Annotated in this window: 13 protein-coding genes and 1 pseudogene; 8 read left to right on the top strand and 6 right to left on the bottom strand. The window is 59.8% G+C overall.

The genetic code is table 11. The features are described 5' to 3' along the window. Positions 1-80: 80 nt before the first annotated feature. The 3 genes from C468_RS16530 to C468_RS16520 all read right to left on the bottom strand — a co-directional run bounded on the left by C468_RS16530 (position 81) and on the right by C468_RS16520 (position 2,389). Positions 81-587: a hypothetical protein gene (locus C468_RS16530; protein ID WP_008850056.1), complete on the bottom strand. Its 507-nt coding sequence runs from the start codon at positions 585-587 to the stop codon at positions 81-83. 8 nt (positions 588-595) lie between these two features. Further along, complete coding sequence (locus tag C468_RS16525) at positions 596-952, bottom strand: UPF0175 family protein (RefSeq protein WP_008850055.1); 357 nt, start codon at positions 950-952, stop codon at positions 596-598. A 108-nt stretch (positions 953-1,060) separates the two neighbouring features. Then, on the bottom strand, positions 1,061-2,389 hold the full coding sequence (locus C468_RS16520) for a phage NrS-1 polymerase family protein (protein WP_008850054.1): 1,329 nt from the start codon (positions 2,387-2,389) through the stop codon (positions 1,061-1,063). Between the two features lie 1,021 nt (positions 2,390-3,410). Between C468_RS16520 and C468_RS16515 the strand changes: the two genes are divergently transcribed. From C468_RS16515 to C468_RS16480, 8 genes and pseudogenes are all read left to right on the top strand, one after another. Next, positions 3,411-3,812, top strand: coding sequence for a hypothetical protein (locus tag C468_RS16515; protein ID WP_241431029.1), 402 nt, complete (start codon positions 3,411-3,413; stop codon positions 3,810-3,812). A gap of 3 nt (positions 3,813-3,815) precedes the next feature. Further along, positions 3,816-5,474 (top strand): hypothetical protein, encoded by a 1,659-nt coding sequence (locus C468_RS16510; protein WP_049912314.1) that lies wholly within the window; start codon positions 3,816-3,818, stop codon positions 5,472-5,474. Further along, positions 5,471-6,280, top strand: a complete 810-nt coding sequence (locus tag C468_RS17760; protein WP_008850051.1) for a hypothetical protein — start codon at positions 5,471-5,473, stop codon at positions 6,278-6,280. Before C468_RS16510 ends, C468_RS17760 begins: the two co-directional genes overlap by 4 nt. Further along, the gene (locus C468_RS16505; protein WP_049912312.1) at positions 6,277-7,413 is read left to right on the top strand and encodes a hypothetical protein; all 1,137 of its coding nucleotides are present in this window, start codon (positions 6,277-6,279) and stop codon (positions 7,411-7,413) included. The genes C468_RS17760 and C468_RS16505 overlap by 4 nt, the downstream gene beginning before the upstream one ends. A gap of 35 nt (positions 7,414-7,448) precedes the next feature. Continuing rightward, positions 7,449-8,504: a hypothetical protein gene (locus C468_RS16500; RefSeq protein WP_241431028.1), complete on the top strand. Its 1,056-nt coding sequence runs from the start codon at positions 7,449-7,451 to the stop codon at positions 8,502-8,504. Further along, complete coding sequence (locus tag C468_RS16495; protein WP_049912316.1) at positions 8,497-10,506, top strand: VirB4 family type IV secretion system protein; 2,010 nt, start codon at positions 8,497-8,499, stop codon at positions 10,504-10,506. Before C468_RS16500 ends, C468_RS16495 begins: the two co-directional genes overlap by 8 nt. A 270-nt stretch (positions 10,507-10,776) precedes the next feature. Beyond that, positions 10,777-11,247, top strand: a complete 471-nt coding sequence (gene tnpA / locus C468_RS16490; RefSeq protein ID WP_049912310.1) for an IS200/IS605 family transposase — start codon at positions 10,777-10,779, stop codon at positions 11,245-11,247. A 379-nt stretch (positions 11,248-11,626) separates the two neighbouring features. Beyond that, a pseudogene (locus tag C468_RS16480) lies at positions 11,627-12,895 on the top strand (RNA-guided endonuclease InsQ/TnpB family protein); the annotation flags it as partial. A gap of 1,766 nt (positions 12,896-14,661) precedes the next feature. Here the strand turns inward: C468_RS16480 and C468_RS16475 are convergent. The 3 genes from C468_RS16475 to C468_RS18410 all read right to left on the bottom strand — a co-directional run. Continuing rightward, positions 14,662-19,254, bottom strand: a complete 4,593-nt coding sequence (locus C468_RS16475) for a DUF7282 domain-containing protein (protein ID WP_161609741.1) — start codon at positions 19,252-19,254, stop codon at positions 14,662-14,664. Positions 19,255-19,316: 62 nt separating this feature from the next. After that, positions 19,317-19,478, bottom strand: coding sequence for a hypothetical protein (locus tag C468_RS18765; protein ID WP_008850041.1), 162 nt, complete (start codon positions 19,476-19,478; stop codon positions 19,317-19,319). A 291-nt stretch (positions 19,479-19,769) separates the two neighbouring features. After that, a partial coding sequence (locus C468_RS18410; protein WP_008850040.1) for a hypothetical protein occupies positions 19,770-20,049 on the bottom strand: 280 nt, incomplete at its 5' end.

Raw genomic sequence — 20,049 nt, 5'->3', positions numbered from 1 at the left:
TGTTTGCTGACGTCCAGAACACGGATGAGATCAAGGATCTCGAGGCCGTCAACCCCCCAAACCGACGAAGTGGAAAGTGATCACCGATACTCCGAGATGGTTCGGTATGGGACGTAGTAGCCGATCTCGTCGATCCACGTCGACAGCCACTTGTCAGCGGTTGGTTCATCGATCTTTCCGGCGTCAATTGCGGCCAACAGGACGCCAACCGACCCAACAACGGTCACGCCCTGATCTTTCGCAAACGACCGGGCGTCTCCATCATCGGTTAGCAGTCGACCGTCGCGTGCGTCTGCGAGGGCGAACGCCTGTGCTTCACCGGGATCAAGATGACCACTAACAACGCTTTCTCTGTTTGCGACTGTATCCGAGATCGATGCGACTGGAATCTCGTCGTCGATCGTATCGAGTGCTAACTGGAGATATGGATGGTCATCAACGCCATATTCGAGTTCCTCGCGAACGACCGGCACGGTACAGATCCCAGTGAGTGCTGAGATCACCCACAATTGGTTAATGTAGGCAAAATTCGAGAGGACAGTCGTGTTGAGAACACTCGGATTCGCTGGAATACTGTCACCCGGCATTTCCCACGTTACTCCGTCTCATCCGAGTCTTCATCATCGAATTTGAGTTCGCGTGCTGCCGCTACCTCCTCGGCTACGTCGTCGTCGTTACCGAGTCCGAGGCGGAGTTCAACGTCGTGCTCACGGAGGATCTCACGCATCGTCCACCGGTCAACAGCAGCAAGTCTCGCAGCATCACCCAGTGAAATGCGTTCACGTTCGTAGAGCGCAACTGCAGCCGCAATACGCTCGTTTTCGTGGGCCTCAAAGTATTCACGCACAAACTCTCGCAACGCGTCGCTCTTGCCACCGAACACACCCGCCTCGACAGCACCTTCGATGAGGAGGTCAAGATCATCTGGATACGACCCGGTGATTCGCGCCATCGTTCTACCAGAGACTACGTCTTCATACTATTTATGAACTCCGGCAGACTTCCAGATGTACTGCGAAGACCGGTCTCAATACCTGCCCCAGCACCGCGGCGTCGACGCTCACCACAGCTGCCACCATCCATTCGATGGCTCCTCACGTGCCGCCTCGAGCGCTTGCCGCCGTTCACGCTCATCATGTAGTTCCTCTCGCAGGCGTTCATTCTCCGCTAACAGTGACTCCACCTGCTCGGTGAGCTCCTCAATACGGGCACGCCGTGCTTGGACACGCTGCGGGTGAGCGGCTGGCAGATCGGGCTCCTCAGCCGGGGCTGTGCCCGCTGTGGCGTCATCGTCCGAATCGAGAGATGCGGCGGTGGCTGGTGCCGATGTCGCGTCGTGCGTGGCGGCGTCGGCTGCGGCTGTCGCCTCTCCAGCGGCTACGCTGCTGTCTGTGGGGGCCGACTCAGTCGGGGGGCCATCCCCAGTCGATGCCGCGGTCGCCTCGGGCGGGGTGTACCCCTCGTCGGTGTGGGCGATCGCGCGCTCGACGGTCTTTGCGCCGTAGGTGCTCCCGTCGGCGTAGTGCACGTCATCCCACTTGTCACGCATGAGCCCCGAGCGGCGAAACAGCCGATCCACACGCTGGGGGTCACCATCCGTCCAAAAAGCGAGCAGGCGACACAGCGCCAGATCCGCTTCTGAGTGGCTCTCGTAGCCGCTCGCCGAGCCGTTCCACAGCCGCGTGAACTTCTCTCCGTTCGCGGCGGTTTGGGCCCGGTCGAGGAGCTCCTCGTCCGGCACGGCTGCGGCATCGGGGGCGGTGGCGTGTGAGGTTCCCGAGGGCTGGTCGTTCGGAGCCGGTTGTGAGTCAGTCGAGGTCGTCGCCGGGTCGGCGTCCGACGCAGACGCGGTGTCTGTCAGTTCGGTGTCGTGGACCGTCTCAATAGCATCAGTTCGCTCGTGAATGTCACGCGGCGTGTCAGCGACATGGTCGCCGGTCACCGTGAAAAAGCGCGAGCGGTCGTACAACTCGAGGTTGCCGGCCCGGTTTCGGCCATCGGGAAGCGTTCCGGTAACCAAAATGTGGTATCCTGTCCCCGAGGGGCTCACCTCCGTATACGAGTCGAGCTGATCGATGATTGCGGCGGCCCAGTCGGTGGGCTCGCCCGTCTCGGGATCGCGGCAGTCATCCAGATCGATCCCGATCAACGGATCGTCAGCCGTGAACACAAAGCCGACTCCGGCCATCCCCGTCACGGACACCGCCTCGCGCGCGGTCTGAAACCGTCGCCAGGTGTCGGGGTCGGTCGTCGACGCAAACTGGGTTGTCTCGGGGACAATCGGGACCTTGGTGGGGGTCCCGTTCCGTTCGTGGGTGCGCCAACACACCCACTGATTGCGCTCGGTGAGCGCTTCTGGGAGGGCGTCAGCCGTGGGTACCTCGCCCATCGCTGATCGTGTGGTCTGATCACACGGCACAAGCAAATAACTATCGCTGGCAGCCTGTGCACGGAGGCCCACACGTATGTGCGGGCATCGGCTGGTGGGATGGCATCGACCTCGCCCGCCAGCCGGCAGGCCACCGACTGGTGTCACCACTCCGCTGCGACTGGTCCCACAGCATGGACGCTCGCCCGCGAACATCGCGGTTCTGCAGGGGCTGCGTCCTCCGCAATAACGCTGTGTGCAACGGGTGCAACTGTTCCCGCGAGGTGGTGGCTCCGATCCCCCCGCACCCGATCGCAGGGTGGACCCACGCGCAAGCGGCGCCAGCGGCGTACACACTGCCGGACAGCGTCCGGGTGGCGATCCTGATAGAGCTGGTCGTCCAGCGTGCTGTGTGCCCGACGCCCTCGCGATATCTCACATCTCCGAGAACCGAAATCGCCGTCACCACCCCCATGGTCGCGGGGGTGATCCGGAAGTGCGGCGATCGCGTATCATCTCTCGGACATAGGTGTCCGTGGTCGTGTGCGCGGTGCCTCGCCATCGCTCTCAGTGACGGCCGCCGCGCTGTCGAGGTGTCAGGCTGTGTTGCGACCACTCTCGGTGGCCCCGTATGCACTGGGGTGGCTTCCTGCCGCCTGGATGTTGACTGACGCGCGCACCGCTTTCACCTGTTCGTCGATCGGGGACTGCGGCGGGGACTTCCCTGAAACCCACTCCATCCAGCATCTCAGCGCGCTCGCTCAACGGCCCTCGCTGGAGGGAGAGCGGCGCCCCCACCGAGCCCCCGTCACCCACGGGACTCGCAGCGCGCTGGCTGGCGGGCGCCTGCTCACCACGGCTGCGCCGCCCCCGTCTTAACCAACACCGGACGCCAGTTGCCCGCACTGTTGGTTAATACGGGCGTTTCGAGGCTCATTCTGCTAACCATATTCCCACTTCTGGACAAATTTTATTACCGACAGTCACAACACGTGACATGTCCCACGGTACCACGGCACAATCAGATCCCCCTCCCAAACGTATGCCCGCACCTGCCCCGCCGCCGCGTCCTGTCCGTGTCTCGATCCGCGCGGCCTGTCGCCGCGTCGCAGTCGGCGGTCTGGTCCTGCTGCTCCTTGCAGTCGAGCCAGCGGCCGCCCAAGACAGCGCCGTCTGTGAGGTCGATCGCCTGCCGGGGATGATCTCCGGCTTCTTCCAGTTGACCACCGCGGTCGGGCTGCTCGGCTTGGTGATTGTGTGGCAGGCCGACTCGCTGATCGAGCTGTTCACGTTTCGACCCGAACAGCGGGAGGGGCTCAAACGCCACAAGCGGACCGCGCTGCGGTCCACAGTGATTCTGGTCGTGCTCGGGCCCCTGTATACGGTCGCGGGCAGCGTGATGAACCTCCCGCTCGCGGAGTGTGTGGAGTTGACCCCGTGGTAACCGATGCACTCGCTGTATGTCGGCCGGCGGCTCGCTGTCTCGCTGCTGGCTGTGGTGTCGGTGCTGACGATTACGGCGGCGGCCACGCCCGCGACGCCGCCTGCGAACGAGACCCGGACTGTCGACGCCCGCGATCCGGATCCGTGTCTGTCGCCGGCGCAGTATAACGCCACGTACGGCCAGCCGCCGACGCCCACCCAACAGCTGGCGACGTGCACAGATCTGACGTACGACGCGCCCCCCGCCCACGCCGCGACCATGACGGCCCAGGCGTTTGCGGCGCTCGAGCCCGGCGGTGCGAACGCGAGCCTCTACCCACCACACGCCGACCGCGTCTCCCGCGGCGCGATCGCTGACGCGCATGCCACCGTGGTCGGGGTCCACCCCGCGACACGGGTCCAGCTCGATGCGACCACCACCCGCCAGTATATTGCGCCGACGGGGACGGTCCGCGCGCTCGTCGATTATCGGGTGCGGGGAGCGCTCGGCCCGAATCGGTCGCTCATCAATCATACTGTGCAGCGCGTCACCGTCACCATCGGCGGGGAGCAGGTCGCAACGACCACCGCGACACAGACGCCTGTATTGTCATACACCACGTCCCGGACCGGCGACCAGCCGCTCACGGTCACCGCGACGATTGCGGTGACGACGGCGCCGAACGGAACGCCGACGAACGCGACTACCCAGACGGTGACAGTCAGCGACACACGGTCGGTGTGGGTCCACCGGCTCCGCCCGGACGCGTACACGGCACCGTATCCGGACGGGAGTCGCGGGCTCGCCGTGTATCAGGGCCAGCCGTGGCACGGGCTCACGCTCACTGCGAATGGTAGCCACCGCGTCCGTGGCGTCTGGCGCTACTATACAGCGCGTGACACCCGCTGGAAGCGGCTTCAGGTGGCACGGGCGACCGGAACGAGTCGCCTTGAGCAGTGGGTGACGTCGCTCGAGGTGGTCGCGTACCCGTCACGGATTGGCCCGCGCACGGTGCCGGTACGTGATGGGCCCACTCTGACCGCGGTGTGGGGCGTGGAGACGGCGACCCCGGCCGCGCGGCTCCACGAGAACGTCTCGGTCGGTGTCGTCGACGGCGAGTACACGCGATCGTATGGGCTGGCGGTGCGGAGCAACGCCACGCAGCTCGAGGCGGTCCGGCTGCAGGGGATCGTGCGTGGCGTGTCGGCGCCGCTCTCCTCAGTCACGCCTACTGAGCGACCGATTCGCCGGCCCGACCTGTCGGTGCGGCTCACGAACCGAACCACGGCGTCCGCGACGCTGGTGGTCACGCTGACCGACCCCGTGACGGGCGCGCCGATTCGACCAAGTCGGTCGAACGCCACCCGCCCGATTGTGGCCGATGCGCCGCCCGGCGAGCTGTGGCTCAACGGCGAGCCACTCACCGTCGGGCCGAACGGCACGGCGCGACGCACCCTCTCGGAGCCCGGCCTCTACACGGTCCGCTTCGAGCCCGCCTCGTGGCGCGCAACCACGCCCGCGTATGTGGCCGCTAGCGACACCGTGCGCTGGCATCCGCTCGGCACGCTTGCCGGCTGGGGGCAGCTGCTCGAAACCGTGCTGTGGGGAGTGATCCCGATTGCTGTCGCGTGGATTGCCGGCCGGCAGCTTGCCGCGCTGTTGTCTGGGAGGGCACCACCATGAGCTACAGATCATCTCCACGCCGCCGGAGCGTACTCACAACCATCGCGACCGGCGGGCTCGTCGCTGTCGGTGGCTGTGCCAGTCGTGAATCGAGCGAGTCCGGGGCAGGTGCGTTATCGGATGTCCGTGTCGAAGGCACCGAGTTGGTTGTCGAGTACGAGTCGGAGACGAGCGCTACTGGGCTGGCTGTAATCGCGCCCTCTGGCGAGGCGTTTGCCGAGCGGGCGCTCACGCCCGGAGCGAGTTTGGAGACGATTCCGCTTGGGATGTCGTACCCGCCGGGGACGTACACCGTCCAGCTGGTTGATGCTGATCGCGTTGTGGCTGCTGTTGAGCAGTTACTCCGCCCGGATGTGGTCATTCGAGAGCTGAAACTCGCTCGGAACCATCCCGATGAGATGTATGAGGGAGCTGCTAGTCTCACGATCACCGGCGAGGTAATTGTGGATCTCGAGAATGTGGGAACCGGGCCCGAGAAACTCACCAAACTCCAGTTTGATGGTGATGTTCCACAACCGACCCTAGATGAGCTCTCTGAGAGTGGGATCGCAGCGGTCGATAAACCGGTCACATATACAGAACCAGTTATTGGTTCGGGAGAGCGACGAACCATTTATTCTAGAACATTACCGTTCGGGCCAAGAAGTGAAGATATCACTTGTACTCCTGAAGGAACAAGCGGCCGATTTGGGGTCAGTTTAACTGGTGAAGTTGGTGGAAAGTTAGCTGAGCAAGAGTATAATGTAACCTATCAAGGTGAGAATCTCTCTGAATGTCAGATCACAATTGAGAGGATCGATACATGAGTGGAATTTCACTTACTGATGTTGGTTTTCAGTGGTTCGTTGACATTCTGAACCAGATCGTTGAGTGGCTTACTGAAGGAATTCGGGAAGGATACCGTGAGCTTACTGAGGCACTCTTTGGTACACCAGTCCCGGAGACCACGAATGGGCTCCCAGTGGGAGAGCCTCAGAATCAGCCGTGGACACAATTGCATGATGCGCTTGTTGCCGGCGAAATAATGCTGATCGCATTTCTGATCCTCATCATCTGTGTCCAAGGGCGACATACGCTCCGTATTTTCAACCTCAGCGATCCAATTCATGATCGTCGTGTACGTCGTTCGGCTTGGACAGGAGGACTGCTGATCGCGATCTGGTACTGGGTAGCTGTCACTGTGTTGTACCTTGTTGACGGGTTTACAATTGCCCTTGTGCCATCAATCGAAGCAGTAGCAACACCACTAACCAACTTTTTCAATCTGACACTATCGAACCCCCTCCTTGCATTTCTACTAAGCTTCGTCGGAGCCATCGCGATGTGGACGCTTCAGGCGCTATTGTACTTGCGTGAGCTCCTTCTGTACGTGTTCGTGTACGTGATGCCGATCGCAATTGCGGTTGCGTACGGAGGGCTTCCCGTTATCTCCGGGATTGCTGCCCGTGTGGCGGTCAAGTTCATCCCGCTTGCGGTGATGCCGCTCCCGGTGGTATTGCTCTTCCGCGGGTACGATCTGCTTATTGGCAGTAATGTGGGCATGATGTCACCCGAAAATGCGTTCTTCGGGTATCTCATTGCTGTCTCACTGCCGGTGTTCAGCGTCTGGATCATCTGGAAGCTGTTTGCGTATACGACGCCACGCTTGGTCCGGAGCGTCAGCCGTGTGACCGGGCTCACCGTGACCGCCGGCGCCGTGGCCGGGGCCGCGGCGGTCGCCGGCCCGTGGGCTGGCGCCACGGCGGCCCGGTGGGGTCCGAAAGCCGCCGTTGGCCATACTGTCGCCCAGCGGGTCACCCGGAACGACAGCAGTCCCGACTCAAGTGCTGACTCGCACAGCGAGCCAACATCGACGGCAGCGACGTCAGCCCCCACAGTGCGCAGTCACGAGGGCGGATGGGCGTCGTACCGCCGCACCGAAAACGAACCACGCCCATGAGTACTGATTCAGACACCCCTGCGACCCGTCGCGTGATGCGCTCGCTTGACGCCGACCGCCGACTCCCACTCATCGGCGTGTATGAACGGGATCTGTACGTGTTGCTCAGTTTTCCGATTGCGGGGCTGGTGACGGGGGCGGCACTCGGCGTTGAGCCGCTCGTGTTCCCGCTGGTGTGTGTCGGCTTTGCGATCGGGGTGGCTGTCGTCTATGCCGCCCCCAGACAGCTCCCGGCGAGCACGTGGCTTGCCGATCTCGGTCGGTTCTATCTGCGTCGGCCGCGGGTGACCCTTCACGAGGCGGTGGCGGCCGCCGCAACCCCCGACCCCGACAGTGAGACGACGGTCCCACAGCCGTTCGTCGTCGACGAGCACACCCAAGAGTTGACGGCGCTCAAGCGGGCGTGGCCCGGCCACGGCGCAATTGAACGGACGGACGGGCGGATGGAGGCGGTCATCGAGCTGACGCCGGGCAACATGGATTTCGCGATGGCTGACGACTGGGCGGCCCGGCAAGCCGTTGGTGAGGCGTTCGCGAATCAGGAGTTGACCTTCCCGCTGACGCTGTACACCACGACGGATCCGTACCCGGCGGCGACGCTCGTCGACCAGCTCGCTGATCGCCTCGCTGATCCAGCGGTGAGCGAGCGGGAGTCGGTCCGAGCGTTGATCGCCGCCTATCGTGACCAGCGGCCGGCCGAGCTGGCGGAGACTCAGCAGGTGCGATACTTTCTAACGGTGTCAGTGGCGCCGTTTGAGGTGTACGAGCGGCATCCCGAGGAGCGCACGCCGGCCGAGCGACTCACAACGCTGCCGGTGGTTGGCGTGTTGGCGACGCCGTTCGTGACGCGTCGTGATCGGCTCACCGACGCGGAGCTACGTGGCGCGCAACTCACAAAGCTTCGCGAGCGGGTGCGGACGGTTGAGACGGAGTTCGTCGCCAAAACAAGTGACTGTACGGCGCGCCGGCTGTCGACGGCTGAGAGTCTCGGGCTGGCCACGCAGTTTTGGGACGGCACTGAGCTTGATGAGACGCCCGTCGCTGACCGGGCGGGCGTGGATCACACGGAGCGAGGTGGCTCTGATGACTGAGTCGTTGCTCGTAGTCGGTGGCGTTGAGTCGCTCTCGCCGTCGCTGCTCGTCGGCGGCCTGATGGCGGGGGGTAGCATCCTCGTTGTCGGGGTCCTGTTGGGGGTGTGGCTGCAGGCGCGCCAGCCCGACCGCGATCCGGAGGTGGATCTGTCGGCGTTTGTTGAACCCCCTGAGGCAGCGCCACAACAGGATATGGAGGTGGACCCACCCCGCACACGTCAACAGGATGCGGTCGCGCCGGCAGCCGTCGAGTGGGAGAGTCGGTGCGCACGGGTCGGCGATGAGTGGACAACCACGTTGTATATCGCGGATTGGCCGGATTACCCGAGCGATGGGTACCTGAGTGAGCTGTTCACCCTGACGGACGTCCGGTTTCACGTGACGGCGCATTTCCGGCCGCGGGATCAGGAGCGGGCGCTCGACCAGTTGCAGGCGACCGCCGACGATCTGAAAGTGGATGCGGATCTCGAATCGAGCGTCCGCAGCACGTATCTCCAGGATCGGGCGAGTGAGGCGGCGGCGATGTATCGCGCCGTCGAAGCCGGTGCGCGGGTGTTCTCGCAGGCGCTGCTCGTGACCGTGCGGGCCGACGACCGGGAGACGCTCGATCGGGATGTGCGTCGCGTGAAGCGCACCCTCCGCGAGCAGCCGGCGGAGCTCGCACCGAAGACCGCAATTTGCGCTCAAGATCGAGCGCTGCGCGGGGCAGCACCGCTTGGCGGGCCCGTGTTGGACCGCAGTACGACGTGTGTCAGCGGCGCTGTGGGCGCGCTGTTGGCGTCGCCGCATCGCCCCACGCTGTTGGAGCCAGATGGGGTCGAGGTGGGTGTCCATCGGCATACGGACACGCCGGTGGTGATCGACCCGTTTGCGCGTGAGAACGGGTACGCCACCTTCACGGTCGGGGATCCGGGCTCGGGGAAGAGTTTCGGCGCGAAACAGCGGTTCATCCGATCGGTGGCGCATCACGAGGACCGGATCGGGGTGATTTTGGAGCCGCTCAACGACTGGGCGGGCGTGGCCGAGGCGTTGGACGCCCAGCGGATTACGGTGGGTGGCACGCGTGGGATCAACCCCCTCGAGATCACGCCGATGCCCCAATCGGTGCGCGAAAAACTGGGCGCGGACGCGAGTCCCTTTACCGAAAAGAAAGAGCGTGTGGCGAGCTTTCTGACGAATTTCTTTGCGCAGCGCGGAATCACGCTTGGGGATCGGCGGACGACGTTGGAGTTAGCGATTGATGCCGCGTATCGGGAGGCTGGGATCACGGAGGATCTGACGACCCACGATCGTGAGAGCCCGACGCTGCGAGACGTAATTGATGTGCTTGAAGCGTTTGTGACGGCACCAGAACAGCAGACGCTCCGGATCGAGGCCGAAGCGGAGAAGCTGCAGGCGGACGCCACGTGGCTTATCGATCAGCTGCGGCCGTTTACCCCAGACGGGCAGTTTGCGCATCTCGGGCGAGCGAGTGAGATTGATGTTGCAGACACCGATCTGCTCTATTTGGATCTGTCCCAGCAGGAGGGGCGTGTCGGCGGGCGGACGACGCTGGTGATGCAGCTGCTCATCTCGCTCGTGTACGAGCGCGCCAAACAGACGGATAAGGAAGTCGTGTTCGTGATTGATGAAGCGCGGTACGTGTTGCGTGATGCGGCGAACTTGGCCTTTTTAGAGACCATCTTTCGGCATCACCGCCACCATGATTTGTCGATCCAATTGATTACGCAGACGGTCGATGAGTTCTTTGAGCGGTCCGAAGCCGAGATGATCCTTGATCAGTGTGCGATCAAGTACTTCCATCGCCTGGATGGGATGGACGACCACTGGGCTGCTGAGTTCGGATTAAATCACGCCCAAAAGCGCTTTGTGCAGGAGGCGGTGCCGGGCACCGAGGCGCTTGGGTATGCGGAGGCGCTTGTCGGGGTTGATGGTGAGTGGCGAGGGATCGAGGTGCGGGCGTTGGACGCTGAAGCGGCGGTAATTAATTCACATAGCTAACGTGGAATCACCGATCCTCAACTGCTACTCTGACTGACTGTCGGTCACCACCTTCGGTGAGTTCTAACTGATCTACGACTTCTCTCCACTCATTTTCTAGTTAGTAACTGAGACACCAACTCCCTAGATTCCAGTTACGGGAAATACGAGGCGAAAGCCTCGCGCTTCAGCGCGGGGATGAAGCCGACCAACAGTATTCAACCGCCGTTAATGGCATAGACGGGGTTCCAACGCAGTCTTTAAGCCGTCCGACCATGATAGTATACATAGATGGTAAAGAGTACCCGTCACGCGAAATACGAACTCTACTACCACATAGTGTTCGTACCGAAATATTGGCGTTCGCACCTGACGGGGGAGACGAAGGAACGTCTCGAAACCATCTTCGCGGAAATCTGTGAGGACAAGGGCCTCGAACTGGTCGAGTGCGAAGTCATGCCCGATCACGTACACCTGTTCATCGGAAGTCCACCGAAGAACGCCCCGTCGCTCATCGTCAACTGGATCAAGGGCATCTCCNAAGTCATGCCCGATCACGTACACCTGTTCATCGGAAGTCCACCGAAGAACGCCCCGTCGCTCATCGTCAACTGGATCAAGGGCATCTCCGCCCGCAAGTACAACCAGAGATACGATGACCGCGTGAAGTGGACTCGTTCCTACTACGTCGGTACGGCGGGGAGCGCATCGAAAGGCGCTGTCGAACGCTACATCGCGGAACAAGAAGGTGACGACGAATGAAGCGCGTCAACACCTTCGAGGTGGTTCCACAATCCGAGAACGACAAAGAGTGCCTTCGACGGCTACTCGATGCGTCCGCCTCTCTGTGGAACGAATTGACCTACGAACGTCGTCAGAACTACTTCGGTGACGGCGACGTGTGGGACACTTCCGAGTACCGAGGACGCTACAACGGCGTTGTCGGAAGCGCGACCGTTCAACAGGTCACGCGCAAGAACAGCGAAGCGTGGCGGTCGTTCTTCGCCCTCAAGAAGAAAGGCGAGTACGCCAACCCGCCGTCGTACTGGGGCAACGAAAAGGACGGACGCGAACTCCGCACCTACATTCGGTGTGACCAGTACACGATTGAGTGGGGGAAGCGTAGCCGTCTCGAAATNACGAATTGACCTACGAACGTCGTCAGAACTACTTCGGTGACGGCGACGTGTGGGACACTTCCGAGTACCGAGGACGCTACAACGGCGTCGTCGGAAGCGCGACCGTTCAACAGGTCACGCGCAAGAACAGCGAAGCGTGGCGGTCGTTCTTCGCGCTCAAGGAGAACGGCGAGTACGCCAACCCGCCGTCGTACTGGGGCAACGAAGAGGACGGACGCGAACTCCGCACCTACATTCGGTGTGACCAGTACACGATTGAGTGGGGGAAGCGTAGCCGTCTCGAAATCCCTGTTGGGCAAGAACTGAAAGACGAATACGGACTCGGCTACCACGAACGGCTCCGCCTCGAAGTCCGAGGCAACCCGAAGTGGGACGGCGAACAGGGCCGTCTGGAACTCGAATACGACGAGGTGAGCGACNACGAACGGCTCCGCCTCGAAGTCCGAGGCAACCCGAAGTGGGACGGCGAACAGGGCCGTCTGGAACTCGAATACGACGAGGTGAGCGACACGTTCAGGGCTTTTCAACCAGTCACCGTACCCGATTCTCGACTGGATTCACCACTGGCTTCTCACGAAGCCGCCCTCGACATTGGCGCGAACAATCTCGTCGCCTGTTCCACGACCACTGGGAACCAGTACCTCTACGACGGGCGGGAGTTGTTCGGACGGTTCCGCGAGACGACCGACGAGATCGCCCGCCTACAGTCGAAGCTCCAAGAGGGACGCTACAGTTCCAAGCGGATTCGACGGCTGTACCGACAGCGGACGAAGCGCCGTGACCACGCACAGAACGCGCTGGTCCGCGGCCTCGTTGAACGGCTGTACGACGAGGGCGTGGCGACGGTGTACGTAGGCGACTTGACCGACATGCTGGAAACGCACTGGTCGGTCATGGTGAACGAGAAGACGCACAACTTCTGGGCGTTCAAAAAGTTCATCAACCGTCTCGCGTGCGTCTGTGAGGAGTACGGCATTCGTCTCGAAGCCGAGTCGGAAGCCTGGACTTCTCAGACGTGTCCTGAGTGTGGCGACCACGAGGAGACAGTTCGCCACGGAGATACGCTGACGTGTCCGTGTGGATTCGAGGGGCATGCCGATCTCACGGCGTCAGAGACGTTCCTTCGAGAAAACAGCGATACGGAAGTCAGGCCGATGGCACGGCCCGTGCGATTCGAGTGGGACGACCACAACTGGTCGGGGAAACCACACCCTCACGAACGTCCCAAAGAAGCGCGCACGAACCCGCAAGTTGCCTCCGTGGGTCGGTAGCCGAATCCCCAACGGAGGAATCCTCGCGCTTTAGCGTGGGGAGGATGTCAAGGCTGCCGATACGTTAGCGAACTTCCTCTGGCGGATCTTGATTTCTCGGACCGATACATCTCAAACACCACGACGCAGAGTGTCCATATTACTATCCCCACGAACGTCGCTACTACTAGTGATGAAAACGCCACTAAAGCCGAAGAATCAAATACTCCTCGCGACAGTATTCATACGCCTCATTTAATGAGGCGAGAGCACCGGTTCGGCACTCTCATCCGAACCGTTTTCACAGATCCGATTAGTGGGCACTGTGAGACCTGTCTCCATCCATCTCTTACTACTGTTGTGACCGCCTTCGGTGGTGATCGAATCTGCAGGCAAATGGGCGGTTATATGGCGGATGACGCTGGGCTGCGTTCACCTTATCGATTAGAGGACAGCTCGAACAATTGCTATTACAGTAAGGAAGAATATCGAGAGTAACAGAAGCTGTACAGAGTAACTGATGCTTGCGCGGTTTGAATCATCCTTCCAGCGGCTCATCCTTGATATACAATGTTATACGGCACCTATACTTTATTATTATTTCAAAGAATAGTACCTTATAGATTAGTAACAGAATCTACATTCACTATATTCATAGTAATTGATATTTTCGAAGTAACGGAAGTGTCCAACACGCGTGGAGACCTTTTTTAGCTAGAAGGGAGTGTCATTACCGAGTTATACGTTTCTTCTACTCCTAACCTACCACCATATTGAACCGCAAAATGGATGACAGAGAGTAGTTACTATGAATACACTTGCGGATTATCTTCATGAGCCTGTGTATTGGTACAGTCTGATCATTCACCGGCGCTCTTGGTGAGAAAAGATAATATTTCGTTGATAGTCAGCGACCACAAAGCGTTTACCATGGTACGGATAACTCGCTTCCATGAATAGACGTGAGCTCTTGCGGCTTGCTGCGGGCACCAGTAGTGCATCTTTACTACCGGCTTCTACAGCGGCTGAAAACGGCGATAGTAACCACTCCAACGACGCTGCTGTTGGGTCAAGCGGTGAGTCTGAGACGAAGACCGTCGAAATCACAGTCAAGCTCAAATGATCTACCAGTAGCGGACTTAGAGGAGCTCGCCATCTGGATTGAACCATCTTCCATCCGACATATGTGGCCTGTAGCTACCGTTATCCAATCTCGGGCGACGTATCTCGCTGGTTGCTCCAAAACGACTACACGATCCTCAGAGACCAGTTCGAGTCAAGATTGATCGAGGGGTAAAATGGATGGGGGTGGGGAGAACCCCTCGATGAGGGCACTGCACCCTCCATCTCAAATTCGGGATCAAGCAATAATATAGATTGCGGTACTGCAGTTGTGTAGCACCCCCAACAGTAGTCAACAAAATACCGGAACGAAACAATTGTTGAACAGCAGCTAGCGTGCCTCGGTTTGGAATGGCAGGTTGGGAACCCTAACTTGGTTGTCGTTTGATGCTAATACATATGACATTTTAGAACGTTGTGAGATATTCTGATCTGATCCTGATTCTCATTACGAGAAATACGAGGCGAAAGCCTCGCGCTTTAGCGTGGGGAGGATGTCAAAACGAGATCGCAACGCGATGAGCTGACCACGAGCAGCGTACAGATAACCGTGTGACTGGGCTTGTGGTATATTCAGCACTACGGATGAATACGTCAAAAAATGGGTCGGCACCGCACTGCAGTGTGTTTTGAAACGGGTCAGAGACCCGTTGTGGGTCGGCGTTTTACAGCTGGGCGAACAGCGCCTGGACGTCGGAGACGGTCACCTGACCGTCGCCGTTGATGTCGAAGGCCAGCTCGCCTTCAGCGTCGTCAAGCGCTGCGAACAGCGCCTGCACGTCCGAGACGGTGTACTCGCCGTCACCGTTGACGTCCTCGAAGACGCCGTCACCGTTCAGGTCCTGTGCGGGCTCACCGTTGCCGGTGACGTCGCCAGGCCCTTCGACAGTTTCGACCGTGATCGACGCGGTGTCGACCACTGCCGAACCGTCCTCGGTGTACGGGGCGTCCACGCTGCCACCGTCGAACTCGTAGGCCTCGTCGCCGTCGGTGTCCAGGTGAGCCATCGCGACCAGGCTCGTGTTGGCCGTGAGCGGCTCGTCGAGCGTGATCGTGATGTTCTCCGAGGTACCGTTCGCGAGGTACGACGAGTTACCCAGGACCGCGCCAGCCGAGCCATTATCCTCAGCGTGGATGACGACGAAGCCACCCTCCGAGAGGTTCGCCGAGTCAACCGTGACCGTGTCGGAGCCGTTCGTGACCGTCTGGTCAGAGAACGTCACCGTGGCGGTCGGGACGGGTTCGGCGTCAGCAGGCTGGATCGTCACGGGCGTCGTCGTCGTGAACGTTCCTTCCGTGCTGTCCTGAACTTCCAGCGTGATATCTTCCGTCGTGGATTCGTTGACGTCCGGGAACGCAACCTCGAAGGTCGCGTCCACGGTCGCGTCGATGTCCTGTTCGGGCGAGATATCGAACTGGAGCTGGTTGTTCGTCCCATCGTTCGTGTCGGACAGCGACGGGCTGCCAGTGATACTGACTTCGTTGCCGTCGGCGTCCGTCACGTTAATCGTGGCGTTGTCGATGTCCGCGAAGCTCGCACTTGCGGGCAGCGTGGCCACGAGCGTGTCGGTGTTACCGTCACCGCTGACACCCAGTGCCGTGTACTGGAGGTCGTGTTCGACCGTCGTGTTCGCTTCGACCGTACTCGGGTCAAGCGACACGTCGGTGATGCGCTCCGTCACGGACACGTTGACCGTGTCGTTGAGGAACGTGTTACCGTTGCTGTTGTCCTTGCTGACTTCAACCGTGTAGTCGCCCGTCTCGAGGTCGCTGGAGTCGACGACACCGTAACCGTCGGTATCGACGGCGCCAGTACCCGTCGAGAGGACTTCATCGCCGGACGCGTTGACGAACGCAAGGTCCGCCTGCGTGTCCTCGCTGAAGTCCGAGCGGATGACCGAGAAGTTGAAGTCGTTGCCCTGAACAACCGAGTCGGACTCAACGGACGCCGTGAGCTCAACCTCTTGGAGGTTCTGCGTCACGTCGGCCGTTGCGACGGTGATGTCACCGTTGAACTCGCTTGCCGAATCGAACGCCACCGTGCCGCCTTCCTCAAGGTCAACGTTCGAGTAGTTGACGTTGAAGAAGCCTTCCTCGGTGGTGTCGTCGATATTGTCGGTGCCCGAAGGCCTCACAGTAACGTCACGGTTATCGAGACGGTCTCCGTCCGCGTCGCGGAGGACGTAGGTGACTTCGCCGTCGAAGTCGAACGCGAACTCATCGCGGAGTTCGACGTCCTGACCGTTCTCGCGTTCGAAGAGCTGGAGGTTACCTGCGTCCACGTCGCTCGCGCTGTAGAAGTTGCCATCGGCTTCGGGCGAGGCATCCAACACAAGCGTCGCGTTCGCAGCGTCCTCGATCGCGCTCGGCGTAATCGTGACGTTTGCCTGGCCACTCGAACCCAGAGGGATCGTCTCTTGGTTACCGTTAGTCACTACCGTGTTAGCGCCAGCGGCAGTGTCCGTGTTGTTGATGTCGAACTCGATGAGGTCGTCATCCGTGCCGTTGGCGGTGAACCGAATATCACCATCAACAGCAGACCCGTCGCGCGGGTCAGTCACCGAAATTTCGACGTCCTCAGCAGTGACGCCCTCCGTCAGGACCTCATCGTTGAGGTTCGTCGTGATTTCGGGCTCGACGACGTTGATCTGACCATCGCCCGTGAAGGCGTCGTCAGGCGTCGAAACGGTCACGTTGACCGGCTCGGCGTCCGCACCAACCGCGTTAAGGTTCGACACAGTGATCGTGCCGTTCTCCGCGTCGGTGGTCGTACCGTCATCGGTGACCACTCCAGCGTCACCGCCCTGCTCGAGCTCGATATTGGTAGCGAGCTCGTCGAGTTCGGTACTGTCGTTGACGAGCTGCTCTTCGTCACCAGAGATGTCGTAGACCTCGAGGGTCACGTCGTCACCGGAGCCGGCGAGCAGTTCGTCGTCCGTCCGCACGTCGTACCGCTCCTCACCAGTCACGGTGATTGCTTCTTCCGTGTCGACAGTGGTCGTGGCCGGGTCACCACCGTCGTCGACAGTCACGTCGAACGTCCCGGGCGTGTCGAAGGTGACGTTCTCAGCGATGTACGCATCACTGGACGTGTCGAAGTTGTTCGAAGTGAGTTCGATGGTGTTCGTGTTGACGTCGTCACCGGAGGCGGTCGCACCGTCATCCGGCGTGAACGTGATCGTCCGGTCGGCGACGAGGTTGCCCTCGGAATTCGCGACCTGGACCGTCACGTCCTGCGTCTCGCCAGCCGTCACTTCACTCGGCGAGTAATCGACGATGTTGTCACCCTCAACGGTCAGCGTCTCGTTGTAGGTGTACGTCGCCGTGGTTTCACCGTCTTCACGCTCTTCGGCCGTCACTTCGACGAGGACTTCGCCGCCTTCCTCGAAGTTCAGATTGTTGAAGTCAGCAGGACCCGAAGTCGAGTCTACGTTCTCGCCATCTCCGAGCGTTTTGGACTTCTGTGAGTCACCAGTGAACTGGTCACTCGTAATGTTGACTTCAGCGAAGTCGAGAGTCGTGTCAGTTGCGTCGCTGACATCAGCGAAGTCACTCCCAGTGACGCTAACTTCGATAGTCTGGTCAGCGTCGTTGACGCTTAACGGATCCTCGGTGGTCTTAGCATCAGACTCGTAGGTCGTAGTGTCAACGTTCAGGTCGTCGCCAGTTCCGACTTCCACACTGTCACCAGCGGCCTGGATGTCGAGCGTGCCAGTCGAAACGTAACTCCGGTCCTCAACGCCACCGGTTGCGAGTTCGTCGGTACTGAATCCGTCACCACTGTCCGTCCGGACTGCGACAGACGCGTCAATCGTCTGCTCAGCAGTGGTCGGCTCAGCAGTGAAGTTCAGCTGACCGTTGTCAGTGTTGAGCGCGTGGAACTCGACGATCTTGTCCTCGCTCGCTTCGACATCGGCGAGGGCATCGGCGCCAGCAATATCGTATACCGTCGTTTCACCAGTATCCTCAGAGAATCCAACAACGCGAAGGAGTGTTGCGTCGTCTTCAACACTGAAGTCTGTTTCAACTGCACTGAAGTTCCCGTCAACAGCGACGAACCCTTCAGTTCCAGCAGGGGCACCAGTACCTTCAGCAGGTGCCTCTTCCGTCAGGGTAATTGCGCCACCGCTGGCGTTGGTCAGTTCAGCGGTGAAATCGTCAGCACCGCCACCAGCAACTACATCGTCCCCGCTGAGAGTCAGCGAGCCTTCTTCAGGCGCGACCTCAAAGGTATCAAGGACGAATTCGTTGGCGTTCGTGTCGGTGTAGACAACGGAGTAATTGCCCGCGTCATCAACAACTGCGGACTGACCAGAGTCAAACTCACCGTTGGACAGCACACGGATGTTGCGCAGGACCGCATCGTTGTCACCGTTGTATACAACGTCCAGCGAGTCGAAGTCGGCCGGCCGGTCACCGTCGTCGTTGGTGAGCGAGCCACTGAACGTAACGTCATCCTCGAGGCCGGGTGCTGCCGGGTCAGTCGAGAAGTTGAGGTTGACGCTCGGAGCTACGAGCACTGTGGCGGTGCTCGATCCACTGTATCCGTCAAGGTTACTGTAATCAACCTCAACAGTGTACTCATCACCAGGGCTGAGCCCATCGACATCACCAGCAGGGTCAGCCGTGAACGAGAACGTACCGTCAGCGTTCGTCGTGCCCGAGGTAACTTCCACCGGGTCACCGTTCCCATCCGGTGCCGTCACAGTGTAGTCTGCTTCGACACCATCAGGGTGATCTTCGGTGGCAACACTGATCTCCTGAATCTCATCCTCGAACACCTGATCTGGCTCCGGACTGACAGCAACGTCAATAACTTTTAATGTACCGGAAGTCTGCGCCCAACCAGATTCGGTGATATCGACCCCATCACCTAACGTTGGTTCGTCAGATTCACCAGAATCACCATGGGCGGCATAGACATCGTACTCGCCAGCCTCAAGACTATTTACGTCAACATTTTCGAACAACGTACTGTCCGAATCAGAAGCGTCGGCTGACGCATAGAGGTCGTCCTCAGTATACTCTCCATCTCCATCAACGTCGATGATATAGGCCGCGGTTGAGGTGGCAGTACTATCATGTTGGACTGTAATATCTGTAAGTCCGTCACCACCAAGGTCTGCACCAGTAGTTGTAACAGAGGTGGCCTCCGCCGCGGCACTGCCGGCAAAGCCGACACCGACCATGGAGACGACCATGATCGCCGCAAAGAAGACTGCGCCAGCCTTCTTGCGTGTTGTATTATCGCCTGTCATACTATACATCACCGCTATACCGGTTCGTCCGGTGGTAAGTTGTCCGTAACATCTTGTTTTCGTTAAGCATCCTCATCGAAGTACTCCTCGAGGATCTCCTCGAGTTTCTCCGAGATGTGCTTGCCTTCACCGACAGCCTCGGCGCGAACTTGGCGCCATACGTCGCGGTCAACCTCGATGGTCGTCCGCGTGATGTCGCTGTCGTCGCTGTTCTGGTCTGTCATTGCTTCACTCATGGCCGTCTCATGTTTCTGTCATATCCGATATGCCATGTAGCGGTTTGGGCGCTACGTCTGTAGTGTATGCGCCCAACTAGTTATGAATAAGGGTTTTCCAAAACACTGCCACTATCACGTATGAGTACGCACTACAAGCCACCTACCTATAATTTTCGCAGTAAATTTAGAGAATACAACCGATCATAGATGATCCACATACGTATCTATCAGTTAGCAGCGATTAGTTTCAGTTTAATATGACATTCTTCACAGTAGGAACTTCCTACGCGCGTGTAATCATACATTTGTCTCGACATCCTCGCGCCAGATGTAGGTATCATCGCTGTCGATCGTCTCGTCAGAGTCTGCAAGCCGCTTATAGCCGGCATCAGTCACTCGCCAGCGATTCGTGTTCTGCGAGTTGTCTTTGTCCACGTGGCCGGCATCATCAAGATCGTACAGGCGATAGCGAATCGTCGTCTTTGCAAAGTCGATGTGTTCGAACAGGTACGACGTCGTCACCCATTCGTCCTCGGCGCGCGCGATCGTGGCGAGGACGAGATCGGGGTGCATCTCC

This window comes from Halorubrum kocurii JCM 14978 (assembly GCF_000337355.1).
Taxonomy (GTDB): Archaea; Halobacteriota; Halobacteria; order Halobacteriales; family Haloferacaceae; genus Halorubrum; species Halorubrum kocurii.
Note: the sequence above shows the minus strand (reverse complement) of the source record. Positions and strands in the feature narration are given on the sequence as shown.